The sequence below is a fragment of the Rouxiella silvae genome (genome assembly GCF_002093625.1).
Lineage (GTDB): Bacteria > Pseudomonadota > Gammaproteobacteria > Enterobacterales > Enterobacteriaceae > Rouxiella > Rouxiella silvae.
Map to the genome: position 1 here is coordinate 1 of NZ_MRWD01000053.1, position 20,653 is coordinate 20,653.

Here is a 20,653-nt window from a genome sequence, read left to right on the forward strand (position 1 = left end):
CTTTAAAATCATGTGGTTAAGTAGTTTGATTTTGGCGCCTAACAAATCAATTAATGTTTTTATTTGCACAAAGCTATGATTTATAAGCATATTTTTTATTGAGTTAACTGCGACGATAATAACGTTATTTTTGGCCAAAAAGACGTAGTACTAGCAGGATTTATTTTTCTTACACGTCATAAAACGTCCGGATATCCGTACGACGTCATGGCCTTTTTTCCGGAAATCCGAACGGGTAAGGATTCTCTACTCCTCAGAGATGATATTTATCGCGTGGAGGTCATTCAGGCTTCCATCGGTCGTGTTTTCTGGCACTGCGTTTAGGTATTGTTGCAAGAACATACGAAATTATCCGCTAATACCCTATTATCTGACTATGAATAATGGTCATAAGAACATATTATGCCAGTGTGAAGTGATTATCGTTTTTGGATGATTCGCGATGTTGAAGCATTTCTTGGTATTTTATTGTTTATACCAAGAGGAACTGATGATGTGAAAAGTGAGAAGAGATAAAAATGGAAGCAAAAAAAATAGATTCTTCAATACAATCACGTCGCAATATGAAGCTATTTATTATTCTCTATTTTCTGATGTTGGTAGTCATTATTTTTTCGAGTCACTACATTGCACGATGTAAGCTTGAAGCGCAAACGTCAATTATTAAAACCTCACTTATTCAGGCCGGTAGTGAATTAACACTTAATATTAACCGCTACGAGTTTATTCCTTTTGCACTATCATTAGATGATAACGTCAAGCAGTTCTTAATAGACGAATACTCAGACTCGTTAAGAGAAAAGGTCAACACGCTGGTTGCGAGTATCAGGCATCGTGTCGGTGCTCTGGATATTTTTATTGTCGATGCCGATGGCATGATAGTGTCCTCAAGCGACGCAATGTCCCCCAACACATTAGTGGGCCATAATGTTCAATTCAGGCCTTACTTTCAGAATGTGAAAGAAGGCGATACTGAGCATTTTTATGGGATCGGCACAACGGATTCTATCCCAGGTTATTATCAGGCTCATGGCATCTACACTAAGGGTAAGAAACTGGGCGTGGTGGCGGTTAAAATTGACGTTGATACGTTATTAACGCCGCATTCTCGCTATGGTGATAAAGTTTTTCTTTTTGACGACAATAACGTCATTGTTAATTCTAACGATACTGGGCTGCTTTATCACTCATTAATAAATCTTGATGATACTCAGCAGAAAGAGTTACTAAAAACACATAGGTATAATAATAAGAACATCCTTCCTGTAGATGGGATGGTAAAAAGAAAAATCACCGATCAAACTTATGATGTCTTATATCAAGGAAAGCATTACATCCAGGTTAACTACTACCTCCCACAGTTAAATTTAACACTGGCACAGCTATCACCGATTAACTCATTACTTTTTAATACCTCTTTGTATGCCGCGTTTGGTTTCTTTATTACCACGCTTGTCTTTATCGCTATTTTAATCTTCAGGCAAAAACAGCAAATAACCAGTCTTAAACTTGAGCGCCAAAAAATGCTTGAGGACACCAACATAAACTTGGACAGGCTTGTTAAAGAAAGAAGCCATGAGTTGGAAATCAAAAATGAAAGCCTCGCTGAGCAGATAAAAGAGCGCATTAATTCAGAGCGAAAGTTGCGAAGTATGCAGAACGAACTCATTCGCAGTGAAAAATTGGCGGTGATTGGCCAACTCTCGGCCGGTCTTGCTCATGAGATTAATCAGCCACTTTCTGCACTCAGTGTTCTTTCCGAAAATTCTGTACGTTTTCTTGAGCTTGGGCAAGTCGATGACGTGAAGAGTAATCTCAAAAGAGTGACTAAGCTGGTACAGTTTATTGGTAGATTGAGCAATCAGTTGAGATCATTTTCGCGCAATAGCGATGACTCAACGAGCCCTGTCTCTATTTCAGCCAGCCTTGATAATGCAATGGTACTGTTGGCGCACCGTTTCGACCAAGGTAAAACAACCTTTGTACGCATTCCTCCCAAAAGTGAAGTCCGGTGTTTATGCAATAATATTCGCCTTGAACAAGTTTTAGTCAACATTATTAACAACGGTCTTGATGCAATGGAAGGTATTAGCGGTGAGTGTTTTATTAACGCGCGTTGGTATAATGAGGGCGATCAGGCTGTTATTAAAATTGAAGATAATGGCCCAGGAATTCCCCATGCCATTATTGGAAATATTTTTGAACCTTTCTTCACTACTAAAAAAAGCAGTGGCTTAGGGCTGGGGCTGGCCATATCCGCTGACATAATTAATTCGTTCAATGGGAAGTTAAGCGTGGAGCAATTAGAAAAAGGAACCTGTTTCACTATTATCTTACCTCTGCATAGCCTAGATTAATTGAGTGAAAATATGAATAACATTGATGTTTTACTTATAGAAGACGATGCAGACTTGCAGTTGGCGGTGTTGCAAACGTTGAAATTAGAGAAAATTAACACTTTAGGTGTCAGTTCAGTAGAAGAAGCACAAAAATATTTAATAGATTTTGAGCATCATGGGATAATTGTCACTGATATGCGCCTTCCCGGCGTGAGCGGTACTGAATTTCAGCGGAAGATCAATATTGCCTATCCGGACTTGCCGGTGATCATTATTACCGGACACGGCGATATAGAGACTGCCGTCAAGGCGATACAAAGTGGTGCTTATGATTTTATACAGAAACCCTTTTCCGCGCAGCAAATTATTAATACCGTTAGGCGAGCGCTTGATAAACGTCGACTTATTCAAGAAGTCTACGAGTTAAGACGAAAGCTGGTCGATGCCAATTCTCTTGATAATAAAATAATAGGCAATTCAATTTCAACTCTTGAGATCAAAGAAAAAATAAAATTTATAGCGGGTACGCCTGCAAATGTCACGATCTGTGGTGAAACCGGAACAGGCAAACAACTCTTGGCTCAATGTATTCACGAACATAGCGGACGCAAAGGCCCATTTGTTGCCATAAATTGTGCCGCATTGCCGGAGTCATTATTTGACAGCGAAATTTTTGGTCATGAAATAGGCGCTTTTCCCGGCGCGACCACACAAAGAATTGGTAAGCTGGAGTATGCACACAACGGGACTTTGTTCTTTGATAAAATTGAAAGTATGCCACTGTTTTCTCAGATTAAGTTGCTTAGATTTTTACAGGAAAAAAAGATCGAACGACTGGGTTCAAACGAACAAATATCTCTCAATGTTAGAGTCATTTCGTCCTCTAAAGAAGATCTGTTTCTTTTAGCCGAACAGGGTAAGTTTCGCGGAGATCTGAATTACCGCCTTAACGTCATTAATATCAAAGTGCCACCGCTTAGAGATCGGGTTGAGGATATTCCGCTGCTGTTTGCCGTATTCGTCAACAAGGCAGCCGACGATTTAAAGAGACCGCTGCCTGAGATTAAAGAACATAAGCTACATCAGTTGATGACCCTGCCTTGGCTCGGCAATGTGCGTGAATTACGTAATGAGGCCGAACGTTTCGTATTAGGGATTACTGAACCAGTATTCATAAAGGCTGACAATAATTTATCGTTACAACAACGGGTTGAGGAGTATGAGCGTGGTTTGATCGTTTCTGAAATGAAGCATTCAAATGGAAATTTGACCCAAACGGCTAAAAAATTAAACATAGCCAAAAGCACTTTGTTTGATAAGATGAAAAAATATAAAATTTAATAATTTTTAATTAATTATACTGATTTAGTTTTTAATGCTTTATTTAATAATAAGTATCAATAATGCAACACAAGCCAAGAAATATTTTTCGTCATTCATGTTATATTAAAAGCCATAGGGTCATCTGAATTAAAGAAATCATTTAGTGGTTGCCTTGGAATATGAAAAAATAATGGATTTTTAAATATCAATGGAGAGGTTTTTATGATTCCGACATCGTCTAGCCAAGTTGCATCACTGCTACAAGTTTACACTAGTATGTTCAATACAGTAAAACATGCGGCAACATCTTTATGGAACTCTATTTGCAGGGTTTTATCTTCACCGGCTATAATAAAAAGTAATTCGTGTCCTAAACAATATCATTCCTACAGGGATGATTTTAATAAGCGTCAATCTGATGTCATTAAGGAGTTTAAAGCAAATCTTCTTTCCGGAAAGCCAATGCTTAAAAATAATAGAGGCCATGGTGGTGCTTTTTTTACTGAAACAGATAATAGAAAAGGGGGATTAGCAGCCCGGGTGGCTTTGCGTGAATCATTGGGGATCTGGAGACCCTATACGGGGGGAATGATGAACGTCTGTGATGATGATAATACAGGTATTAGATACAATAGTGGGTTAGTTCACCAGGAGCGCTATGTGCCGCCCATGCACGAATATCTACAACCAGTATTACGCGATATGATTGAATCTGTAAATGTTGTACAGCGGGTATGGCCTGGTATCTTGCAGGGCTCACCTTATAAACCCTCAGTTAACGGGAATGCTGACTTAGGCGTTACCGGCCCCAAAGTGGTTGGCGTGCAATTAAAACCCGGAGAAATAGAAAAAATAGGCGTTTACTACCGTGATGCAAATAACCGCAGTTATTCTGACTGGTAGGGTTTAAAAACAACACCATTAAAAGAGTGGCTTGTAGTGAGGCAGGCACCTACCGTATGCTACGAGGCTTAAGAGTTATGACTCGGGGTGCCGTTCCTCATAGAGGGCTGGCTGAGAAATACCCGTAAAACCTGATCTGGATAATGCCAGCGTAGGGAAGTCGTGGTATCTCAACCGGTACCCCTTCTTGATCGCCGGTTGGGAGCTTTATGACCACTCGACCTTCCGTTTTTCCCGGCCTGACGGCTGCGGATGCCTTGCAACAGCTTCGTCAAACCTCACCGCTGGTTCACTGCATGACCAATGACGTGGTGCAGTCGATCACAGCCAACGTTTTACTGGCGCTGGGTGCTTCACCTGCCATGGTGATTGACCCGCGTGAAGCCGCCGAGTTCAGCACTATTGCCAGTGCGTTACTGGTTAACGTTGGCACACTTACTGAGTCTCGCGCCGAATCAATGCTTGCTGCTATTCACGCCGCCAATAAAGCGCAGAAACCCTGGGTGCTTGACCCGGTAGCGGTAGGCGCAATCAGTTGGCGCTCAGATTTTTGTCAGGAAATAATCAGGTTTACGCCCGCCGCCATTCGCGGAAACGCCTCTGAAATAATGGCACTTAGCGGTTTGGCTGCGTCGGGTCGCGGCGTTGACAGCGCCGACACGTCACTTGCCGCGCTGCCCGCTGCCCGAGCCTTGGCGCGTCAAACCGGCGCGGTGGTCGCTGTCACCGGTGAAATTGACTACGTCAGCGACGGTGAAAAAGAGTGGGCAATCCCTGGCGGAAATGTACTCATGACCCGCGTAGTGGGAACCGGCTGTGCGCTCTCAGCGGTGGTTGCTGCCTTCGTTTCTTTGCCTGGAGACAGGTTATCGAACGTCGCGGCGGCGTGCCGGGTGATGTCCTGCGCCGGTGAATTAGCCAGCCGTGAGGCCAAGGGGCCGGGCACTTTTACCCCTGCGTTTATCGACCATCTCTACCTGTTGGATGCTGAAAAACTTAACGGAGGTGCGCAGTGGTAAAGCGAATTAACGCGTTAACCATTGCTGGCACTGACCCCAGCGGTGGGGCAGGTATTCAGGCAGATTTGAAAACTTTTTCAGCGCTTGAGGCATATGGCACCAGCGTTATCACCGCACTGGTGGCGCAGAATACGCGCGGCGTGCAGTCGGTCTACAATATTGATCCTGATTTTGTCGGCGCACAGCTCGATTCAGTGCTTTCTGACGTGCGCATCGACAGTGCCAAACTAGGCATGTTGGCAAACACCCAAGTGGTGGAAGCAGTGGCCGAGCGTTTACGCTATTACCGCAGGCTGGAAAAAGCCCCAGCCTATGTGGTGCTGGACACAGTGATGCTGGCGAAAAGTGGCGATCCTCTGCTGATGCCGGACGCGGTGGAGGCGCTGCGCCGCAGTCTGCTACCGCAGGTCTCACTGATTACCCCTAACTTGCCGGAGGCGGCGGCGCTGCTGGGCTGCGCGGTTGCCACCGACGAACGTGAGATGTGTCGTCAGGGGGAAGCGCTGTTGGCGCTGGGCTGTGAGGCGGTACTAATGAAGGGGGGGCACTTGAGCGACAGCGAGAGTCCGGACTGGTTAATGACCGCTTACTATCGCGAGCGCTTTACTGCCCCGCGCATCGCCACTCGGCATACGCACGGAACTGGCTGTACCCTCAGTGCGGCGTTGGCGGCGATTCGGCCAAGAAAAGCCAACTGGCCCGAAACCGTTGCCGCTGCCAAGGACTATTTGCAAAAGGCACTTCAGCAAGCCGACTCCCTGGAAGTGGGTGAAGGCATTGGCCCGGTACATCATTTTCATCGCTGGTGGTGAGAGCTGTCAGCGCTGCTTTCTAACACGCTTTCTGCCCGTTCAAACAGTTGCCTGGCATCGAACAGATGCTGGGCGTCAAAGGGATTTAACGGATAAAATTTTTCCTGTTTGCGCGGCCTGAGCGACAGGCGAAGACGAGTAGGGCCGGTATTTTTGGCTAATATCTCAAACAGATAACTGGCAACGTCGCCGGTTTGCGGGTCTTTCCAAGACAGCAGAATGGCCGCTGCGCCATCATTGCGGTGGGCGATAAAAATATCCTTCTGCCACAGTCCTGCAAACTCACCCTCTTTTTGCATTTTTCGGCTGCTAAAAACGGGATGCTTACACAGCAACAGCAATCGGTCGGCTGAAATATCCCTCTGCAGCGCTTGCCATAGGGGATTGTTATTTTCCCGCTGCCAGCAAGCCATGCCGAGATAGTCATTAAGGTCACGCCAGTCTGCTTCCAGCCTTTCTTTAAGCTCAGGTTCAAGAATGTTTTGGTACTGCTGCATGCCGTTTTGCGGGGTGTCTAGGCGGTTGTAAGTGATGACTTTCATGGTCCTCGGGCGGCGGCGGAAGGTGACCCACAGCAGAGGTTTAGGAATGCGAAAAACAACTGACTGTACGCTTAGGCGATAGTGATTACCGCGGGTCATTACCAGCCCGTCGGCGCTGCCGCGTTTGTTTTGATAGCTACGCACCAGAACGACGGAATTAAGCCCCATCCAACCGGTAACGTAGTGCTCTTTCTCACTGCTAACACTGTCCAGATCGCGCGCTATCTGACAAATTTTCTCTTCATCAAGCTGGGACAGAGGCAGCGTATTGTCTGCGGCATAATAGAGTTTTTGCAGCGGAGTCTGCGTAGCATCAATAACTACTGCATCTATAACTACCGCATCAATAACTACAGCATCAATAACTACAGCATCAATAACCGACATTGCACGTATCCTGCCTAAGAGTAATGGTTTATAGCTTACTCCAAGTTGTTATACATATTATCGATGAGCTGCTTGAACCGTGGACTGGATCTCAATCTCTCTCTTGATCGTTTGAGTTATTCGGCCTCAAACCATTCACTGTTTTGCTCGGCAATCGGGGTAATCGAGAAGATCATCTCCTGCAGATGGGCCCGCAAGGCTTGTTCGGCGGCATCGGGATTGCGCTCTTTCAGGGCGGCAAAAATATTATAGTGCTGGGCAATCAGGTTCTCGGGAGGTGACACTTTGCTGAGCGAAAAAAACCGTACGCGGTCCATGGTCGCTTTAATATTTTCAATGGTTTCCCACGCCAGACGGCAGTCAATAATTTGAGCGATCAGTCGATGGAATTCATCGTCAAGCTGAAGAAACTCTTGTGCTTGATGACTTTTGGCCGCCAGCTCTTGCCGCTGGAGATTATGCGCCAGCAGCGCCAGGTCGCTATCGGTCACCACCGAAGCGGCGCGGCGAATAACCGCGGTTTCAAGCGCTTCGCGGATAAAGCGACCGTCGGCGACGCGCTTGGCAGAAATCTTCATCACAAACGTGCCGCGCTGGGGCAGAACCTGAACCAGACCGGCCTCAGCCAGTTTTATAAAGGCTTCGCGGACCGGCTGACGGGAGACGTTAAAACGCGCCGAAATCTCTTTTTCGGAAAGAAAGGCGCCGGGCGGGATAATGCAGGCCACAATATCCTGACGCAGCGTGCGATAAATTTGCTGGTTTACCGGCACGTTACCGTTCAACTCATAAGATTCTGACATGGCGAAGGCTATAGTGTGAGAATGAGATAACTCCATAATAGCATGACTTTCCAAGAGGTTTTGACATGGATAATGTTGGCGGAGTGCAAAAGGGGTTGACCGGGCCAGTGTCTGGCCCGGGCGAACTTAGCGTTTCTCTCCCCAACTGTGGTATTCGCTGCCCCGGACCTCAGGCGCAGTCTCGGGCATCATCATCAGCCCGATCATTGAAATAATACCGAGAACCATCATATAGATAGCCAGTCCGTGATAATCCCCGCCGCTGACCTGAAGAATTTTAACCGCCACTAATCCCAGCACGCCGCTGCCAATCAGCGAACCAATTTGCCAGATAAGCGCGATCCCACTACAGCGGATGCGCGTTGGGAACAGTTCGGGGAAATACGATGCTTGTGGGGCATAACACATGCTGTGGCCGAAGGTGAGGGCCAGGATCATAGCGATTTGCGTCATCCAGAAAGTATCCTGTTTGAGCACCAGGAAGAACGGAATAATTCCCACCACTAACAGCAGCGCGCCTGCCATATAGACGGGTTTACGCCCGACTTTGTCCGAGAGTTTACCCATCAGAGGAATAGAAAAAATCTCGAGAATGACCGCTACTATCATCGTGTCGAGAAGAATACTGGCGCTGAGATGATTCGCCTTACCAAAGGCTAGGACGATGACCGTAAACATGGCGAAGGCGCAGGCTTCAATCAGTTTGGCACACACGCCTTTGACGATAATGCCCGGATAACGGCGAATGACTTCAAGCACCGGCTGGGATTCTACCGCTTTGGTTTTACGGATCTCGGCAAAAACTGGCGATTCATCGATTCTTAAACGAATAAACAGACCGACAATGACCAACAGCAGGCTGAGCAAAAAAGGAATACGCCATCCCCAGGCCAGCATCTGCTCGGCGCTGAGCTGTGCATTCAGCACTGCGAACAGTGCGGAGGGGAGCAAAAAGCCCAGAGGTGCGCCAATTTGTACCCAACTTGCAAAAAAGCCGCGTCGCTCTGGGCGCGAATATTCGGCGGTCATTAACACGGCGCCTGCCTGCTCACCGCCTACGCCGAAGCCCTGGAGTACGCGAATAAAAATCAGCAGCACGGGCGCCCAGTAACCTATTTTCTCGTAGGTGGGCAGCAGACCGATACAAAAGGTGCCTAATCCGACGATCAGAATAGTTATCACCAGCGCTTTTTTGCGCCCGACTTTATCGCCGATATGCCCAAAGACAATACCGCCGAGAGGGCGAGCCAGAAAACCGACGGCGTAGGTAGCAAAGGCCGCCAAGGTACTGACCAGCGGATCGGCGCTGGGGAAAAAAAGTTGGCCGAAGAACAACACTGCCGCGGTTCCATAAGCAAAAAAGTCATAATATTCAGCGGCGGTACCGATTGCCGAGGCCCCGGCGACGCGTTTTAATACTGAGCGTTCTTCTCGGGTCATGGCGGCGTGAGACGAGGTTGAAACCTGTGTCATTGTAGGGTGCTCCAGGTGTAACTAGGGTGTTGTAAATCCCCGACGGAACGCGTCGGGGGCAGCACTTAAGAGTGTGAGATCCGTGCAGCAGGCTGGTGCTTAGGTGGCTTGATGACAAAGAACACCAGAATGGCACCCACGGCTGCAACGCCGCCGGCCAGAATAAATGCGCTGTCGAAATGGCCGGTGTTTTGCACGATAAATCCGGTTACCACCGGGCCAATAATGCCGGATATGCTGCCGATGAGGTGAATGAACCCGCTGGCGCTGCCGACTTTAGATTTATGCACTACATCCTGAATAATGGCCCAATAAATCGCACCGGTGGTGTAAAGGAAGAAGATCGATATCGACATAAGTATTACAGCGGGCACAACGCTTGTGACTACGCCCGCCAATGCCATACAAATCGCCGCCGCCAATAGGCTGACCACAAGGACAATTTTTCGCGACAGTAATAAGCGGCCGGTAATATTAAATATTTTATCCGAAATAATACCGCCTAACGCCAGGCCGAAGAAGCCGACAATCCAGGGAATAACGGTAGTCAGGCTCATCTCTTTAATATTTAACCCGTGTGCCTGAACCAAATAGGCTGGGAACCAGCTCAGGAAGAAGAATAAAATATAGTTGTAGCAGAAGAAGGCGAAGGCGGTAACCAAGATAATAGGCTGACGCAGGTAGTAGCCCAGCGTATGCGCCGACTGAGTTAAATCCTCTTCGTCATTAATTTTTTCGGACTTTAACTGGTTAACCAACTGGCGCTCACGCTCGCTGACACGCTTGCTTTTTTCTGGGTTGTCGGAGGCGGTAAAGAACCACACCAGCATCCAGACGATGCCAATCGAGGCGATGATCATAAACGCAGGGCGCCAGCCAAAAGAGATAGCCAGATAGCCGACGATAGGACCGGCTACAGCACCCCCGAGCGGAGAGCCTGCGCTGAGTAGCCCCATCGCCGTAGCCGCCTGTTTCTTGGGGAACCAGCCGTTAATCATTTTATTCGCCGACGCGCAGATCGGACCCTCAGCCATACCAAACAGCACGCGCAGGATTAGCATGGAGTAAAAACCGGTCGCAATCGCGGTCATGCCGCAGAATATTGACCATAGTCCTACGGCTAAACCTAATACTAAGGTTGGACCGAATTTATCAACCGCCAGTCCACCAATGAAGTTAAATATTGCATAGCCGAAGAAGAAACTGCCAAATATCATCCCGAATTGTTCAGGATTAATTGTTAGCTCTTTTTCTATCATCGGTACAGTAATCGAAAGCGCAACGCGATCGAGGTAATTTATCATGTAGACCAGACACAGCAGGAGTACAATGGTCCAGCGTAGGTTCTTAAACATTTTCAGCTCCACTTGGTGTAGTTTTAATAGTGATGCGTTCAATCATTCTCTTTCAGATAAAAACGGTTATATCGGATAAAATTTCGCTAATAAATTTTCATTGCTATAAAAAGCGTGTTTTAACTAATTACCCTGGTGGGCAGGCCAATAAATAATGACCTGCCAAAGTCGATGTTAGAATTTGAGAAGAACTTTACAGCAGGCTCGCTGGTCTTTCTCAAATAAGGTCATGGCAGCCTCAACGTCTTCACCCGGCATGCAGTGGGTGACCAATTTCTCGGGACTGATTTTCCCTTCGGACATCCATTCAATAACCTGCGGAAAACGATGACTATTGAGGCGTGAAGAAAATAGCGAGATTTCTTTACTGGTAATGCTTTGCTGCGTAATGCTACAGGCTTCACCTGAGAATCCCATCATGCCTACGCGCGCTGCCGGTGAGGCCACGTTAATCGCCTCCTGCAAAATTGATGGATGACAGGCCGCGTCAATAACCAACGTCGGGCGGATATTTTCAGCCGCCAACTGTTCTGTCACCGACTTATGCTGGTTATTTATGGCCCAGTCTGCGCCATTTTCACGCGCCATTTGCAGACGTTCTTCAATTCTGTCTGCAACAATGACTTTTTGAACGCCATAGACGCCTTTTAGCACCTGAATAACCGTCAAGCCCATCGGCCCCGCGCCGAAGATAAGGGCGGTGTCCGTTGGGGTCGGCTTCAGAAAGGCGGTAATATTGGCCGCAATGGTAAAGGGTTCGACCATGCTGGCGAGCTGATCTGGAATTGAGTCCGGAACTTGATAAGCGTTTTGAGCCGGTGCCACGGCGTAGTCGCTGAACCCGCCGTCGCGGTGCACACCTATCACCTGTAGCTCGCTGCAAACGTTGGGGCGACCCACTGAACACGGGTAGCAGTGGCCGCAGCTGACCACGGGGTCAATCACCACTCTCTCGCCGATGCGTGAAGGGTCAACGCCTTCGCCAACGCTGTCAATGTGACCAAAAAACTCGTGTCCAATCACCCGTGGGTATTTCGCGAACGGATTGTGGCCGTGATAAATATGCACATCCGAGCCGCAAATACCGGCGTAGCTTACCTTGATGCGAACCTCGCCAGGCGCCGGTTGCAGCATCGGGCGTGTTTCGATAACCAATTTTCCTGGCTGCTGAATAACGATACTTTTCATAGCATTTCTCTCAATAAGCGGCACATTGTTTACCAACTCCACAGCGTGCCGTCTTCAAGACGGGCGACCGGCAGATAGGCAGGGTCGTAGGGGTATTTGGCCGCCAGCTTTTCATCAAACTCGATGCCAATCCCCGGTTTTTCCCCCGGATGCATGTAGCCGTTGTCAAAAGTCCAGCTGTGTGGGAACACTTCCAGCATTTGTTCTGAATAGCCCATGTACTCCTGCACGCCAAAGTTTGGTACCCACAGGTCAAAGTGCAGCGCCGCCGCCATGCAGATAGGCGACAGGTCAGAAGGGCCGTGTGAACCGGTGCGTACCTGATAAAGCGAGGCAAAGTCGGCAATGCGGCGCATACCGGTCACGCCGCCCGCGTGGGTTATAGTGGTACGAATGTAGTCAATTAACTGCTCTTCAATCAGTTGCTTACAGTCCCAAATGCTGTTGAACACTTCACCGACTGCAATCGGCGTCACGGTGTGCTGGCGGATTAGTCGGAAGCATTCCTGATTTTCGGCAGGCGTCGGGTCTTCCATCCAGAACAGACGGTATTGCTCAACACTTTTGCCAAAGCGGGCAGCTTCGATAGGCGTCAGGCGGTGGTGCATGTCGTGTAACAGGTGTTCGTCAAAGCCAAATCTTTCTCGCACTGCCTCAAACAGCTTTGGCGTGAAATCGAGGTATTTTTCCGTTGACCACAGCTGTTCTTCGGGCCAGTTGCCTTTGGTTGCTGGTTCATAGGCCAACCCTTTACCTTTGGTCACGCCGTAGCCGGTTTTCATGCCGGGAACGCCGCACTGCACGCGGATCGCCTTGAAGCCTTCTTCTTTGTGGCGCGCATAGTCGTCGAGGACTTCGTCAATCGATTGACCTGTAGTGTGACAATAGACCATCACGCCGGTGCGGGATGCGCCGCCAAGTAGTTGATAAAGAGGCATATTGGCGGCTTTAGCTTTAATATCCCACAGGGCAACGTCCACCGCCGAGATTGCCGACATCGTCACTGGACCGCGACGCCAATAGGCACCTTTATAGAAAAATTGCCAAATATCTTCAATCTGATGGGCGTCGCGGCCAATGAGCTGTGGGCAAACGTGATCTTTTAAATAAGACGCGACCGGCAGTTCGCGACCGTTCAGTGTGGCATCACCCAAGCCGGTCAGGCCGCTATCGGTAGTGATTTTTAAGGTAACAAAGTTGCGACCTGGGCAGGTAACAAAGACTTCAGCTTTGACTATTTTCATCAGGCAAGACCTTTTGCAGGAAGAGAGTGTGGTGCATTGGTTAAAAAATACGCCCTTACCTAACTACCATACAAGTATGCAGATCGATTTTTGCAGGTTGAGATCACAGTTTGTTGCGCAGTTGTTATTTGCAGTGCAGAAGAAGAGGGGAGTAGAGATAGTGTGTGTGAGAGAAACCGCCGGGCGTTAGCCCAGCAGTGCACAATGAGGCGGCAGTCGACACTGCAGCGCATTGGGTAAGATATCGATGCGAAAATGCTTGCCGGTCAGCGGTTCACCGTCAAGGTTGAAGGTCATATCATGTGGTGCGTTGATTTCCAGCCAAGGCAGAGAGGTCGAAACGATATTTTTGTTCTCTTCACCATTGAGCAGGCTGCGTAAAAATGAAGGCAGAAGCTCCTCGGCAGTCAGCAGACGCAGCTGTAGCAGACCATCGTTAATCAGCGCCTCAGGGCAAATTTCCTGTCCGCCACCGGCCTGACGGCCGTTGCCAATGCCTATAATCAGCGCATCGCCTTCCCATTTGAAGTCAGGGCCAGTTATCTCACAGCGGTCGGCTTTAAGTGTGTCCATTCTCAGCAGGCCGTGAATGAAGTAAGAAACACCGCCAAGTGCCGATTTGAGTTTCTCGGGGGTTTCGGTGGTAATGCGCGTGCCAAAACCGCCGGTAGCCATGTTAATGAAATAGCGCTCGCGGTTGACGCTCGCGAGGTCGATCTCAGTGGCTCGTCCATGTACCGCAAGCGTTAACGCCTGATCCATCTCTAGCGGAATGCCACAGCTGGTGGCGAAGTCGTTAGCGGTGCCAAGCGGAATAATCCCCAACGCCGGGCGTGATGCCTGCGGATGAGCAATTAACGCCGTCGCGACTTCATTAATGGTGCCGTCACCGCCGCCGGCAATCACCGTGTCTGCGCCAAGTTCGATGGCTTCAGCCACGTAGCGTGCGGCATCACCGTGTTCCCATGTCACACGCACCTCAAGTTCTACACCTTCAGAGCGCAGGTGATAAACGGCTTCGCGCAGTGCTTCATTGCCCGCGCCTTTTCCATTTAAAATCAGCAGTGCTTGTGTTTTTTTAGTCATGCACCCTCCATGCTTACCGATCCAGTGATTATAAAGTAGATGATTTGAGGGGCCAATAGCCATCGGAATTTTCAGGGAAATCTGCATGAATAGAGTAATGAGAGTTATTTTAATAAGAATGAAATAGATGTGACTATTATAAAGTTCAAAATACTTTATATATTTAATTTATTAATAGAAGAGGGGAGATTGATGATTAATTAAATTAAATTTTAATAATAAAATAATGCCAGCCCAAGGGTGTTTGGACCGGCGAAGAGGTGGTGACATTAAGTTTATGCGGTTCTTTTTCATTCGAGGGTCTTGCTGCGGAAAATATAATAACCAAAAGCATCAGGCCGAGTTGTGATCAGATTCTACTTTTTGAGAATAAAGTCGAAATAAAAAAGCTATTTCGACCCTATTTATTGCTTTAATTACGACTGTGCATTACGCGTATTACTATTTATAAGGTTTCTTAATAAAATAGCGAACGCCAACGGTATCTCTTTAGGAATGGGTAAATAAACGAAATGACCGTTTCCTGGTGCTACATCAATCGGTTCGCCTTTTTTGTTTTGCATCTGCTCAATGAAAAACGACACATTACCTTCGGGCGTCATGATCTCTATGCTGTCACCAACGGAGAAGCGATTTTTGACATCCACCTCAGCCCAGCCGCTGTTTTTTCCGCTGCCGCGCACGCCGGTAAATTCTCCGGCAAACTGCTGGCGGTCGCTCACTGAAAAGCCGTAGTCATAGTTTTGCTGCGCCTGATGCACGTGGCGGCGTAAAAAACCTTCGGTATAGCCACGATGCGCTAACCCTTCTAGGGTAGTGAGCAGGTTAGGGTCGAAAGGTTTTCCCGCTACGGCGTCGTCAATGGCGCGTCGGTAAACCTGCGCGGTGCGGGCGCAGTAATAAAATGACTTGGTGCGGCCCTCAATTTTCAACGAATGCACGCCCATTGTTGTGAGGCTTGAGACGTGTTCGATGGCGCGCAGGTCTTTGGAATTCATAATGTAGGTACCGTGCTCATCTTCGAAAGCACTCATATATTCTCCGGGGCGCAGGGCTTCTTCCAGCATAAACACCCGGTCTGTGGGTTGACCGAGACCCAGGGTTGGCGCGTCGGTTTCGACCTGCTTCACTGCGATGGGGTCATGCTGATGAACGATATTGCCTAACGCGTCCTCTTTGCCTTCCTGTACTTTATATTCCCAGCGGCAGGCGTTGGTGCAGGTTCCCTGATTTGGGTCGCGTTTATTAATGTAACCCGAAAGCAGGCAGCGGCCGGAATAGGCCATGCACAGCGCGCCGTGTACAAACACCTCAAGCTCCATCTCGGGAACCTGTTGACGTATTTCAGCTATCTCTTCCAAAGACAATTCGCGCGAGAGAATCACTCGGCTCAGTCCCATTTGCTGCCAAAATTTTACCGTCGCCCAGTTGACGGCGTTGGCCTGTACTGACAGGTGAATATCCATATCGGGAAAGGCGTCGCGCACCATCATGATCAGGCCGGGATCGGACATGATCAGCGCATCGGGACCCATTTCAATCACCGGTTGCAGGTCACGCAGAAAGGTTTTTAGCTTGGCGTTGTGTGGGGCAATATTGACCACTACATAAAACTTTTTACCCAGCGCGTGCGCTTCGTTTATACCCAGCGCCAGGTTTTGGTGAGTAAACTCGTTGTTACGTACGCGCAGGCTGTAGCGGGGCTGACCGGCATACACGGCATCTGCGCCGTAGGCAAAAGCGTAGCGCATGTTTTTCAGCGTACCGGCGGGAGAAAGTAATTCTGGAGTGAACATAGCCATTCTTGTCTGCGTTTTCATTGATGAGAAATGATGGAATAAAGGCCGCGACGTTTTATGCGGCGGCGGAAGGCCGCAATTGTATCGATGAAAAAAGTGAAAAGAAGCGGGCAGTGACGGTTATTCGCAGGGTGTTTGAGCCAGATCAATTTTAGGGGTAATTGATTTATATTGACGCTGCTCGTGGTGAACAGCGTCGTCGTTTAACGTGTCATTTCACTTCAGTGAGTCAAGTCGCGAACGTCCGTGCTTGGACCATTTTTGACTACCGACTGCATGCCCTTTTGGGCCGCACTGGTTGCCGTATACATTTCGCTGACGCCGATGACCTGATGATTTTTTGCCTTCAACACAAAATAGTGCTGGCCGTCTTTGGAGGGCTTAAGCTCATACTGTCCTTCATCGGTGGCATTAATCTGTACCGAAGTGATCCCGTTCTCGGCAGATGCCTTGCTGGCGTACATTTCGCTGCTGAGAATAATCTCTCCGTTACCGGCCTTCAGGTTAAAGTGAAACTGTCCGTTCTTCGCTTTTTTAAGATCATAATGACCTGTCGCCATAAAGGTATCTCCAGTAGGTGAATAATCCATCTTCAAGTGTAGCTAATGATGGATTTTCAACCCGTGTAAAACTCCGTTACTGGCGATTTTCAGGCAAATTTGTGACCTAGGCAACAGACTTATGTCAGCCGACAAGGATCGGCTTCCCAGCGGTAGCCAACGCCATAGACCGCGCGAATAAAGGCTTTGTCGCCGTCGATTGATTCAAGCTTGCGGCGCAGGTTTTTAATGTGACTGTCGATGGTTCTGTCGGTCACTACGCGATAATCATCGTAGAGGTTATTGAGCAGTGCTTCACGGGTAAAAACGTAGCCGGGTTTTATCGACAGTGTTTTAAGCAGGCGGAACTCGGCAGGAGTGAGGTCAAGCTCCACGCCCTCATAATGAGCCTGGAAGCAGCCTTCATCAATGTGCAGACCCACACCGTCAGCCAGCGGTTCGGCCGGGCGGTAGCAGCGACGTAGAATCGTTTTAACCCGCGCCACGACTTCGCGCGGACTGTAGGGTTTGCAGATGTAATCATCTGCGCCGATTTCCAGGCCTAACAGGCGATCAATCTCTTCAGTTTTAGCGGTCACCATCATGATCGGAATATCTGAAAACTGGCGAATGTCGCGACAAATACTCAGGCCGCTGCTGCCGGGCAGCATCAAATCCAGCAGGATCATCGTGGGCGGATTGGACTGCACCAAAGGCACAACGTCGTTACCGTTGGTCAGCCATTCTGTGGCATATCCCGCCGCTTGCAGGTAATCGACCAGCAGTTGCCCAAGCTTGGGTTCATCTTCAACAATCAGGATCTTGAGTGGCTGGTTTTCAGCGTTAACGAATTCATTCATTAAATTCTTTGTCCGATAGGAATTGAAAGCGGAAGCAGCAGGGTCATTCTGACGCCGCCGTTTGGCGAATGTTCGGCGCTTATCTTGCCACCGTGCGCTTCAACAATATTTTGACAGATGGCGAGCCCCAAACCGGAACCGCCGCTGGCGCGATTGCGTGAACCTTCTGTACGGTAAAAACGTTCGAAAATGCGCTGCAACTGTTCTTCATTAATGCCCGGCGCTGAATCCTGAAAGTAGATTTGCAGGAACTTGTCGCGGCGGGTGGCAATAATCTCCAGTCCACCTCCTGAATCAGTATAGCGCAGGCTGTTTTCCAGCAAATTATTAAACAGCTGAGAAAGCCGATGCGGATCGCCAAATAAGGGGGCATTGTCGGGAAGCTGACTTTGCAGCGTCAAGCCCTTGGCATTAAAACGGTCGCGGAAACCCGCTTCAGCCAGCTGAATTAGGTGCACCGCGTCCGTTTCTTCTTTACGGTAGGCCAGCGCACCGGCATCGGACAGCGACAACTGATAAAGGTCGTCAACCAGTTTGGTGAGCATCGAGACCTCTGACTGTAGCGAGAAAAGCGACTCCAGTGACATTTTTCTAACGCCGTCCTGAATCGCCTCAAGCTCGCCGCGTAGCACCGCCAGCGGCGTTCTCAGCTCGTGGGAAATATCGGCCATAAACGCCCGCCGCATTTGTTCGTTTTTCTCGAGCGTGATGGCCAATTGGTTAAAGTCCTGCGCCAGTTTCCCGAGTTCGTCCTGCGTACCGACCTCAACGCGACTGCTGAAATTACCTGCCGCCAGCTGATGTGTGGCCTTAACCAGTCGTTTCACCGGTGCCAGCATGCCTCGCGACAGCAGCCAGGTTACCGCTGCCGCCAAAAGCGTGGTGAAACCCATGATTATCCAACTGGTGCGGCGCTGTTGCTGATCGAAGTTGATATCGGCATTGCGCGTTAGCCGTTCGGCGGGCGTGGAGACAACGGTGCCGATAAACGTCCCGTTAACCAACATGATGCGCCCCGACCCCACGAGGTCATAGGGGATCTCTGACTCAGAACCGGCTATCCGGTGATTGCAGTTATCGAGTATCCAGAATTTTGTACGCCAGCCGACCGGCGGCATGACCTGACCATTTTCATCGTTCTGGTCGAAGGTGCGCATCATCTGGTAAATAGCTTTATCGTTATTTCTCACGAAATCCCAGTTTCCGTGCTGCTCGTACTGCTGCTGGAGGTAGTCGGCAATCATCTCAACCCGCTGCTCATTGCCGTGGCGGATATAATCGATAAATCCACGCTCGAAGCTCATGCGAACGCCCCAGTTCATGGTGACCATCACCAGACTGCAGGTCAAAAAGATCGCCAGAAACAGCTTGGCGGTTATACCTGGTTTCATGATTTGCTCGCAGGATCAGCAGAGGCCGCCGCATTGCGACGGCGGTCTAACAGGGCATTGGTCTGGGATTCATCCGGTACGCGCATGAATATCCAGGCGGGAAGGGCAATGATCAGCGTCATGCACATATAGCAATAAATAAAGGCGCTGTGCATGGTGGCGCTGCCGGGATCAATCTGCTGGTGGGCAAACAGGCCAATTAGAATACCGGCGACGCTGACACCCAGACTCATTGAAAGCTGCATAATCATTGACAGCAGGCTGTTGCCGCTGCTGGCGAGACGAGGCGGCAGGTCTTTAAGCGTTAAGGTATTCATCGACGAGAAGCGCAGCGAATTAACCATCCCCTGGAAGAACAGCACCACGGGAATCATCCAAAATGCGCCGTAAATAGCGACCAGCGGCATGCACAGTGTGATAACTGAGAGCAGCAACGTGGCGCTGACTAGCGCTTTACGGTAGCCGAGCTTGTTGACAAGCCGCACGACGATGCGCTTCATTCCCATGCTGCCCAGCACCATAGGAATCATCATCAAACCGGCGTGGAACGGCGTGAAACCCATGCCGAGCTGTAAAAATACCGGCGTCATAAACGGCAACATGCCGCTGCCAATACGGCCGAGAAAACTGCCGGTCAGGCCGATAGAAAAAGTTTTGGTATGAAACAGGCGCAGCGAGAACAAGGCTGAAAGGTTCCCGCGCGCGTGAAGCCAGTAACCGCCGAGTGACGCTACGCCGGTCACCACCAACGCCGTCAGCATCCACGCCGAAAGACCAAGTCCACGATTACCCTCAAGCGCCAGCGTTAAGGTCGCCATGCACACCGCCAGCATAATAAAGCCGCTGATATCGAAACGACGAGTCTGCATTTTATAGTTGGGCATGAGCATGACAGTGGCAATAGCACCGGCAAGCCCGACTGGCAGATTAATCAGAAAAATCCAGTGCCAGCTGGCGTACTGCACCAGAAAACCCCCCAGAGCCGGGCCCATGAGAGGGCCAATCTGGCCGGGCAGCGTCACGAAGGTCATCGCCGCCATGTATTCGCTGCGCGGCACAATTTTTAGGACCGTTAACCGCCCAACCGGCACCATCATGGCGCCACCAATCCCTTGAAGCACCCGCGACATCACCAACTGTTGCAGCGTGGTGGACTGGGCGCAAAACAGTGAGCCTAGGGTGAACAGCACGATAGCCGAGAAAAAGACCCACTTAACGCCGACTTTATCGGCCAACCAGCCGCTGGCAGGTAGCATCACGGCAACGGTAAGCACGTAGGCAACAACCACACTTTGCATATGCAGCGGATTCTCGCCAAGGCTGGCGGCCATCGAGGGCAGGGCAGTGTTGACGATAGTGGTATCCAGTGACTGCATAAAGAAGCCGAAGGCGACAATCCATAGCTGCCAGCGTACAGAAATAGGTAGGGTGGTGCCTGTAGACTCGGTCATCGATTCGTAATGCCTAATAAAATGAGTGCCTGATTGAATTTTCGTTCACGGCGTTAATTTTGCCTTCATTCACCGGCCCAACACCAGTAGAAATGTACAGAAGATAAAAGCATTGGCTGGCCGCTGGAGAGAGGTGGCA

General features: G+C 49.3%; 17 protein-coding genes and 1 riboswitch. Of the genes, 5 read left to right on the top strand and 12 right to left on the bottom strand.

The window, feature by feature from the left end; all coding sequences use genetic code 11:
• The first annotated feature begins 518 nt into the window (after positions 1–518).
• From BS639_RS19015 to thiD, 5 genes are all read left to right on the top strand, one after another.
• Complete coding sequence (locus BS639_RS19015) at positions 519–2,357, top strand: ATP-binding protein (protein WP_084984050.1); 1,839 nt, start codon at positions 519–521, stop codon at positions 2,355–2,357.
• Positions 2,358–2,369: 12 nt separating this feature from the next.
• Complete coding sequence (locus tag BS639_RS19020) at positions 2,370–3,680, top strand: sigma-54-dependent transcriptional regulator (RefSeq protein WP_084984051.1); 1,311 nt, start codon at positions 2,370–2,372, stop codon at positions 3,678–3,680.
• 204 nt (positions 3,681–3,884) lie between these two features.
• On the top strand, positions 3,885–4,565 hold the full coding sequence (locus tag BS639_RS24765) for a hypothetical protein (RefSeq protein ID WP_139804146.1): 681 nt from the start codon (positions 3,885–3,887) through the stop codon (positions 4,563–4,565).
• A gap of 73 nt (positions 4,566–4,638) precedes the next feature.
• Positions 4,639–4,740: riboswitch (TPP riboswitch) on the top strand.
• A 34-nt stretch (positions 4,741–4,774) separates the two neighbouring features.
• Complete coding sequence (gene thiM / locus BS639_RS19030) at positions 4,775–5,584, top strand: hydroxyethylthiazole kinase (protein WP_084984053.1); 810 nt, start codon at positions 4,775–4,777, stop codon at positions 5,582–5,584.
• Positions 5,578–6,396, top strand: a complete 819-nt coding sequence (gene thiD, locus BS639_RS19035; protein WP_084984054.1) for a bifunctional hydroxymethylpyrimidine kinase/phosphomethylpyrimidine kinase — start codon at positions 5,578–5,580, stop codon at positions 6,394–6,396. The genes thiM and thiD overlap by 7 nt, the downstream gene beginning before the upstream one ends.
• On the opposite strand, the gene BS639_RS19040 is transcribed toward thiD, so the two are convergent.
• The 12 genes from BS639_RS19040 to mdtD form a co-directional block, all read right to left on the bottom strand.
• Positions 6,381–7,325 carry a hypothetical protein gene (locus BS639_RS19040; RefSeq protein ID WP_233427711.1) on the bottom strand — a complete coding sequence of 315 codons (945 nt, stop codon included), beginning with the start codon at positions 7,323–7,325 and terminating at the stop codon, positions 6,381–6,383. The two genes, thiD and BS639_RS19040, sit on opposite strands and share 16 nt — an antisense overlap.
• A 116-nt stretch (positions 7,326–7,441) precedes the next feature.
• Entirely contained in the window at positions 7,442–8,128 is a 687-nt protein-coding gene (locus BS639_RS19045; protein WP_055781701.1) for a GntR family transcriptional regulator, read from the bottom strand.
• Between the two features lie 126 nt (positions 8,129–8,254).
• Entirely contained in the window at positions 8,255–9,601 is a 1,347-nt protein-coding gene (locus tag BS639_RS19050; RefSeq protein ID WP_084984055.1) for an MFS transporter, read from the bottom strand.
• A gap of 65 nt (positions 9,602–9,666) precedes the next feature.
• Complete coding sequence (locus BS639_RS19055; protein WP_084984056.1) at positions 9,667–10,956, bottom strand: MFS transporter; 1,290 nt, start codon at positions 10,954–10,956, stop codon at positions 9,667–9,669.
• 174 nt (positions 10,957–11,130) lie between these two features.
• Entirely contained in the window at positions 11,131–12,144 is a 1,014-nt protein-coding gene (locus BS639_RS19060) for a Zn-dependent oxidoreductase (RefSeq protein WP_055781710.1), read from the bottom strand.
• Between the two features lie 29 nt (positions 12,145–12,173).
• Positions 12,174–13,388: a D-mannonate dehydratase ManD gene (gene manD / locus BS639_RS19065; RefSeq protein WP_055781715.1), complete on the bottom strand. Its 1,215-nt coding sequence runs from the start codon at positions 13,386–13,388 to the stop codon at positions 12,174–12,176.
• A 186-nt stretch (positions 13,389–13,574) separates the two neighbouring features.
• On the bottom strand, positions 13,575–14,474 hold the full coding sequence (gene yegS / locus BS639_RS19070) for a lipid kinase YegS (protein ID WP_055781719.1): 900 nt from the start codon (positions 14,472–14,474) through the stop codon (positions 13,575–13,577).
• Positions 14,475–14,890: 416 nt separating this feature from the next.
• On the bottom strand, positions 14,891–16,270 hold the full coding sequence (trhP, locus tag BS639_RS19075; protein ID WP_084984057.1) for a prephenate-dependent tRNA uridine(34) hydroxylase TrhP: 1,380 nt from the start codon (positions 16,268–16,270) through the stop codon (positions 14,891–14,893).
• A gap of 224 nt (positions 16,271–16,494) precedes the next feature.
• Positions 16,495–16,833: a YegP family protein gene (locus tag BS639_RS19080; protein WP_055781726.1), complete on the bottom strand. Its 339-nt coding sequence runs from the start codon at positions 16,831–16,833 to the stop codon at positions 16,495–16,497.
• A gap of 119 nt (positions 16,834–16,952) precedes the next feature.
• Positions 16,953–17,672, bottom strand: a complete 720-nt coding sequence (gene baeR, locus BS639_RS19085; RefSeq protein WP_055781730.1) for an envelope stress response regulator BaeR — start codon at positions 17,670–17,672, stop codon at positions 16,953–16,955.
• Positions 17,672–19,063, bottom strand: a complete 1,392-nt coding sequence (baeS, locus tag BS639_RS19090) for an envelope stress sensor histidine kinase BaeS (RefSeq protein WP_055781733.1) — start codon at positions 19,061–19,063, stop codon at positions 17,672–17,674. The genes baeR and baeS overlap by 1 nt, the downstream gene beginning before the upstream one ends.
• Positions 19,060–20,514: a multidrug transporter subunit MdtD gene (gene mdtD, locus BS639_RS19095; protein ID WP_055781736.1), complete on the bottom strand. Its 1,455-nt coding sequence runs from the start codon at positions 20,512–20,514 to the stop codon at positions 19,060–19,062. The genes baeS and mdtD overlap by 4 nt, the downstream gene beginning before the upstream one ends.
• Between the last annotated feature and the right edge of the window lie 139 nt (positions 20,515–20,653).

Bases quoted from the DNA above. Each gene is read 5' to 3' on its own strand.
- BS639_RS19015 (WP_084984050.1), top strand. From the start codon at position 519: ATGGAAGCAAAAAAAATAGATTCTTCAATACAATCACGTCGCAATATG.
- BS639_RS19020 (WP_084984051.1), top strand. From the start codon at position 2,370: ATGAATAACATTGATGTTTTACTTATAGAAGACGATGCAGACTTGCAG.
- BS639_RS24765 (WP_139804146.1), top strand. From the start codon at position 3,885: ATGATTCCGACATCGTCTAGCCAAGTTGCATCACTGCTACAAGTTTAC.
- thiM (WP_084984053.1), top strand. From the start codon at position 4,775: ATGACCACTCGACCTTCCGTTTTTCCCGGCCTGACGGCTGCGGATGCC.
- BS639_RS19040 (WP_233427711.1), bottom strand. From the start codon at position 7,325: ATGTCGGTTATTGATGCTGTAGTTATTGATGCTGTAGTTATTGATGCG.
- BS639_RS19045 (WP_055781701.1), bottom strand. From the start codon at position 8,128: ATGTCAGAATCTTATGAGTTGAACGGTAACGTGCCGGTAAACCAGCAA.
- BS639_RS19050 (WP_084984055.1), bottom strand. From the start codon at position 9,601: ATGACACAGGTTTCAACCTCGTCTCACGCCGCCATGACCCGAGAAGAA.
- BS639_RS19055 (WP_084984056.1), bottom strand. From the start codon at position 10,956: ATGTTTAAGAACCTACGCTGGACCATTGTACTCCTGCTGTGTCTGGTC.
- BS639_RS19060 (WP_055781710.1), bottom strand. From the start codon at position 12,144: ATGAAAAGTATCGTTATTCAGCAGCCAGGAAAATTGGTTATCGAAACA.
- manD (WP_055781715.1), bottom strand. From the start codon at position 13,388: ATGAAAATAGTCAAAGCTGAAGTCTTTGTTACCTGCCCAGGTCGCAAC.
- yegS (WP_055781719.1), bottom strand. From the start codon at position 14,474: ATGACTAAAAAAACACAAGCACTGCTGATTTTAAATGGAAAAGGCGCG.
- trhP (WP_084984057.1), bottom strand. From the start codon at position 16,270: ATGTTCACTCCAGAATTACTTTCTCCCGCCGGTACGCTGAAAAACATG.
- BS639_RS19080 (WP_055781726.1), bottom strand. From the start codon at position 16,833: ATGGCGACAGGTCATTATGATCTTAAAAAAGCGAAGAACGGACAGTTT.
- baeR (WP_055781730.1), bottom strand. From the start codon at position 17,672: ATGAATGAATTCGTTAACGCTGAAAACCAGCCACTCAAGATCCTGATT.
- baeS (WP_055781733.1), bottom strand. From the start codon at position 19,063: ATGAAACCAGGTATAACCGCCAAGCTGTTTCTGGCGATCTTTTTGACC.
- mdtD (WP_055781736.1), bottom strand. From the start codon at position 20,514: ATGACCGAGTCTACAGGCACCACCCTACCTATTTCTGTACGCTGGCAG.